The sequence below is a fragment of the Protofrankia sp. CiP1_Cm_nod4 genome (assembly GCF_982290645.1).
The window spans coordinates 1-3,842 of sequence record NZ_CEVIVC010000010.1 but is presented as its reverse complement, the minus strand read 5'-3'; the positions used below and the strand labels follow the sequence as shown (position 1 = coordinate 3,842).

Below are 3,842 nucleotides of genomic sequence, written 5' to 3'. Positions count from 1 at the left end.
GGGGGTGCGAGGAAGCGGAGCAGGCCCGGCCGCAGGACGATCCGGGCGGGCAGGTCCGCGACCGGGTCGCCGTCGGCGTAGAGCTGGAACGGCCGGTCGGCGTCCACCCGGACACTGCGTGCCCGCAGCACCTCGACGTGCGCGGAGTCCACATGGCGCCCGGAGAACACCTTCGGGAACGTCGACAGAAAGGTGATCTTGCCGCAGTGCGCCAGCAGCACGACGTCGAGCAGCCCGTCGTCGAGCTCCGCCCCGGGTGCCAGGCGCATCCCGCCGCCGTAGCAGGCGGAGTTCGCCACCGCCACCGTCCAGCCGACGAGCTCGCGCGGGGCACCGTCGTCGATCTCCACGGTGAACCGGGCCGGCTTCCACGCCGCCGCCGCCCGTAACGCGCCGTAGGTGTAGACCTGCTGGCCGCGGACGAACCGGGCCCGGTTGGCGATCACCTGGACGTCCGAGTCGAAGCCGACACTGGCGATGCCGAGGTAGGCCCGCCCGTTGGCCTCGGCCAGGTCGATGCGACGCTCGACGCTGCTGGCCAGGGCGGTGGCGGCGATCACCGGATCCCGGCTGGCGCCGACGGAGCGCAGGAAGTCGTTGCCGCGCCCCCCGGGCAGCACGGCGAGCAGCCCGCCCAGCCGGGCCACGGCCTCGGCGACCCGGCCGGCCAGACCGTCCCCGCCGAGGGCGACCGCCACCCGGCCGTCGGCCACCGCCTGTCCGGCGAGATCGGCGGCGTGGCCGATGTCGCGGGTCCGCTCGACGCGCACGTCCGACGCCCAGCGCCGCAGCGCGGCGGACACGTCCGGCAGCGCCCGTGCGCCCCGTCCGCCACCGGCGTGCGGGTTGACGATGAGCAGCAGCCGCCGCCGGTCCACCTCCGCCGCCGGTGGCGCGGCGGTGTCCGTCCCAGGTGCGGTGTCCGTCCCAGGTGTCGTCATCCCCGCCAGCCCTCTCCCGTTCCCGGACCGCTTCCCGGCCCGGGGTACGCACGCCCACCAGCATGATCATCTGTTGTCGAACACCGTCCGACCGTCGACGATCTTACGATCTCTCCGGAGAACCCCGTCGGGCGATCTCTGGTGTCGGTCGCCGGGACCGCGGACGGCTACGACGTCGCGGCCGCCGGCTACGGACGGGCTACAGGTGGGTGCTGTCGGCGCCGAAGAGCAGGCAGGTGGCGAGGGTCTCGGTGCTGCGCAGATCCCACAGGACGAGGTGCTCGAGTAGGAGCGTGGCCGCGTCGGACGGCCAGAGCGCGACCCACAGCCACACCCCGCAGGCCTCCCCGACGAACACCGCCCGGTCGGGCGGGCAGAGCACCGGCCACAGGGCGGTCGGATGCCCGGCCGCCTCGATCTTCTCCTCGGGCTTGCCGCCGATGCGTTCCGGGTCGGTGCCGGGCAGCCCCGCCAGCCGCGCCCCGAGACCCGTCCCGGGCTCCTCGGCGACAAGGACCAGCTCGGCCGGCCCACCGAGCGGGGACGGCCCGCCGGCGGCGAACGCGGTGGCCCGCGGGCCGGTGCGCTCGTCACCGGCCCAGGCGACCCCGCTGCCGAACCAGTGCACCGGCATCGGCCAGGGCACCCAGACCGGCGCCGTGGCCGCGTGCGCGAGGAAGAGCAGCGCCTGCTCCCGGGAGGACGCGGCGACCCGGTACGGCGCGACCTCCCCGTGCTCCTCGCAGCGCCACTGGTCGTTCCACAGATCAGGCGGGCATAGTGCCCCCAGGCATCGGGGACAGGCGGGAGGAGTCGTCACCGGCGGGCTCCCCAGCGGCCTTCCAGGCGATACGCGTCACTCGACGACGCTTTCATAGCCGTGGTCACTTCCCTTGGCTTTCGTTCGTCAAACCCGTCGCGGGCGGACCGCGGACGCCTCGCCCCGCAGCCTTCGCCCCGCCACCGTGAAGCCGCCGCGGAGCCACCGCGGGAAGGCCCTGAGGGGCCCATGTGCGGAGGCCTCCGCACATGGGCCCCCGTGGGGGAGCCGTCCCGTGGAACCGCCGCGGAGCCGCTGCGGAGCCGCCGCTGGAGCCGCCGTGGATGTTTCGCCCTGCCCGAGAGGGTGCTTCATCTCGCCCGGACCGGGTATTGCCTGACCGGGTGGCATCAGTGGGCGTCACAACGGGTGTTGCGCTCGGCCGTCCGGCATGGTCCGTGTGTCCGGTGTGACCGTGCGCTTGGCTCCGGCGCCCGGTATCCCGGCATCGGCACGATGCGCACATGTACGTGCGCATCCGCCCGGCCGTCCGCTCGTCCGGCGGTCGCCGGTGGCCGTCAGCGGCTGCCGGCGGTTGCCGGTTGTTGCCAGTTGTTCGGTATACCGACGTTGTCCCGTCCCGCGTGGCGCCGCCCTTCCGGGCGTCCTGTGCACGAAGGTGGAGTGGTGGCATCCATGGGCAAGGTCGAACCGTTCTGGGTGGCGGGCCGGCCGGCGACGGGCTCGACGGCCTTCGAGGTGCGTCACCCGTGGGACGGCCGTCCGGTCGCCACGGTCTCGCAGCCGGACGCCGGGCAGGTGGAGGTGGCGGTGGCCGCCGCCGCCCGGGCCGCGCGGGAGCTGGCGGCCGTGTCGGCGCACGGCCGGGCCGCCGCCCTCACTCACGTCAGCGGCCGGATCGCCGAGCGCGGTGAGGAGATCGCCGCGCTCATCACCGCCGAGAGCGGCAAACCGCTGACCTGGGCGCGGGCCGAGGTCGCCCGGGCGACGTCGACCTTCCGCTGGGGCGCGGAGGAGGCCCGGCGCTGGTCCGGGGACCTGCAACGGCTCGACACCGACCCGGCGGGGGCGGGGCGGCTGGCCGTGGTCCGGCGCGTCCCCCGCGGCCCGGTGCTGGGGATCACGCCGTTCAACTTCCCGCTGAACCTGGTCGCGCACAAGGTCGCGCCGGCGCTGGCCGTCGGCGCGCCGATCATCGTCAAGCCGGCGCCGAAGACGCCGCTGTCGTCCCTGCTGCTCGCCGAACTGCTCGCCGAGACCGACCTGCCCGAAGGGTCGTGGTCGGTGCTGACCGTGCCGAACGAGGCCATGGCGGAGCTGGTCGCGGACCCGCGGCTGCCAGTGGTGTCGTTCACCGGCTCCGCGGCGGTCGGCTGGTCGATCCGGGACGCCGTGCCCCGCAAGCACGTCGTCCTCGAGCTCGGCGGCAACGCGGCGGTGCTCGTCGCCGCCGACTGGTCCTCGCCGGCGGACCTGCGCCAGGCCGCCCAGCGGATCGCGACGTTCTCGAACTACCAGGCCGGCCAGTCCTGCATCGCCGTCCAACGGGTGTATGCCGAACGTGGCGTGTACGAGACGTTGCTGAGCGAGGTGACGGCCGCGGTCGAGCGGCTGCGCACCGGCGACCCGGCCGACGAGGCGACCGAGGTCGGGCCGCTGATCGACCTGACGGCGGCGGAACGGGTCGAACGCTGGATCGCCGAGGCCGTCGACGCCGGCGCGACGCTCGTCACCGGCGGCAAGCGGGACGGCACGTCCATCGCCCCGACCGTGCTGCGCGGCGTGCCACCCGAGGCGAAGGTGGTACGGGAGGAGGTGTTCGGGCCGGTGCTGGTCATCGAACCGGTCGACAGCCTCGACGACGGCCTGGCCCGGATCAACGACAGCCCCTACGGCCTGCAGGCCGGGATCTTCACCCATGACGTGACGACCGCCTTCCGCGCCTACCACCAGCTCGACGTCGGCGGAGTGATCATCGGGGACGTCCCGTCCTACCGGGCGGACCAGATGCCCTACGGCGGCGCCAAGGAGTCCGGTGTGGGACGGGAGGGCGTGCACGCGGCCATGGCGGACCTCACCGTCGAACGGGTCCTCGTCCTCACCGGCCTCGACCTGTGACC

At 74.2% G+C, this 3,842-nt stretch carries 3 protein-coding genes; 1 reads left to right on the top strand and 2 read right to left on the bottom strand.

The genetic code is table 11. The annotated features are described in order from the left end of the window. Positions 1-941 (bottom strand): diacylglycerol/lipid kinase family protein (locus AC5LSR_RS03820; RefSeq protein WP_493468145.1); only part of this gene is annotated, 941 nt, incomplete at its 3' end. Positions 942-1,140: 199 nt separating this feature from the next. Then, positions 1,141-1,761, bottom strand: a complete 621-nt coding sequence (locus tag AC5LSR_RS03815; protein ID WP_250285586.1) for a DUF6758 family protein — start codon at positions 1,759-1,761, stop codon at positions 1,141-1,143. 624 nt (positions 1,762-2,385) lie between these two features. On the opposite strand from AC5LSR_RS03815, the gene AC5LSR_RS03810 reads away from it, so the two are divergent. Beyond that, positions 2,386-3,840 carry an aldehyde dehydrogenase family protein gene (locus tag AC5LSR_RS03810; protein WP_493468144.1) on the top strand — a complete coding sequence of 485 codons (1,455 nt, stop codon included), beginning with the start codon at positions 2,386-2,388 and terminating at the stop codon, positions 3,838-3,840. Positions 3,841-3,842 lie beyond the last annotated feature (2 nt).